General features: G+C 48.7%; 1 protein-coding gene. It reads right to left on the reverse strand.

Going from position 1 to position 339, the window contains the following annotated elements:
- The coding region (locus AB4585_RS29750) for an NAD(P)(+) transhydrogenase (Re/Si-specific) subunit beta (RefSeq protein WP_372172444.1) at positions 1-339 on the reverse strand (339 nt) is incomplete at both ends.

Genomic DNA, 339 nt, shown 5'->3' on the forward strand with positions numbered 1-339 from the left:
TTACACATAATGTAAGACAGGATTGCACCTGACGACCCTACTAGTGCACCGGTCACGATCAAAAGATCGTTCGCTAGCATGAAACCTGCCGCAGCTGCTGCCCAACCAGAGTATGAGTTAAGCATTGAAACCACTACTGGCATATCCGCACCGCCGATTGAAGCCACCAAATGGTAACCAAACGCGAACGCAATCAGAGTCATTAGGAACAATGGGAATAGAGCGCCATCGCCACCTAGGTACCATTTCAACAATAGTGCTGAAACCACGATAGCCGCAAGGTTTAGCTTGTGCTTGTGCGGAAGGTTCAATGGAGACGAAGAAATGATGCCACGCAAT

This window comes from Vibrio sp. 10N.222.49.C9 (genome assembly GCF_041474985.1).
Taxonomy (GTDB): domain Bacteria; phylum Pseudomonadota; class Gammaproteobacteria; order Enterobacterales; family Vibrionaceae; genus Vibrio; species Vibrio crassostreae_C.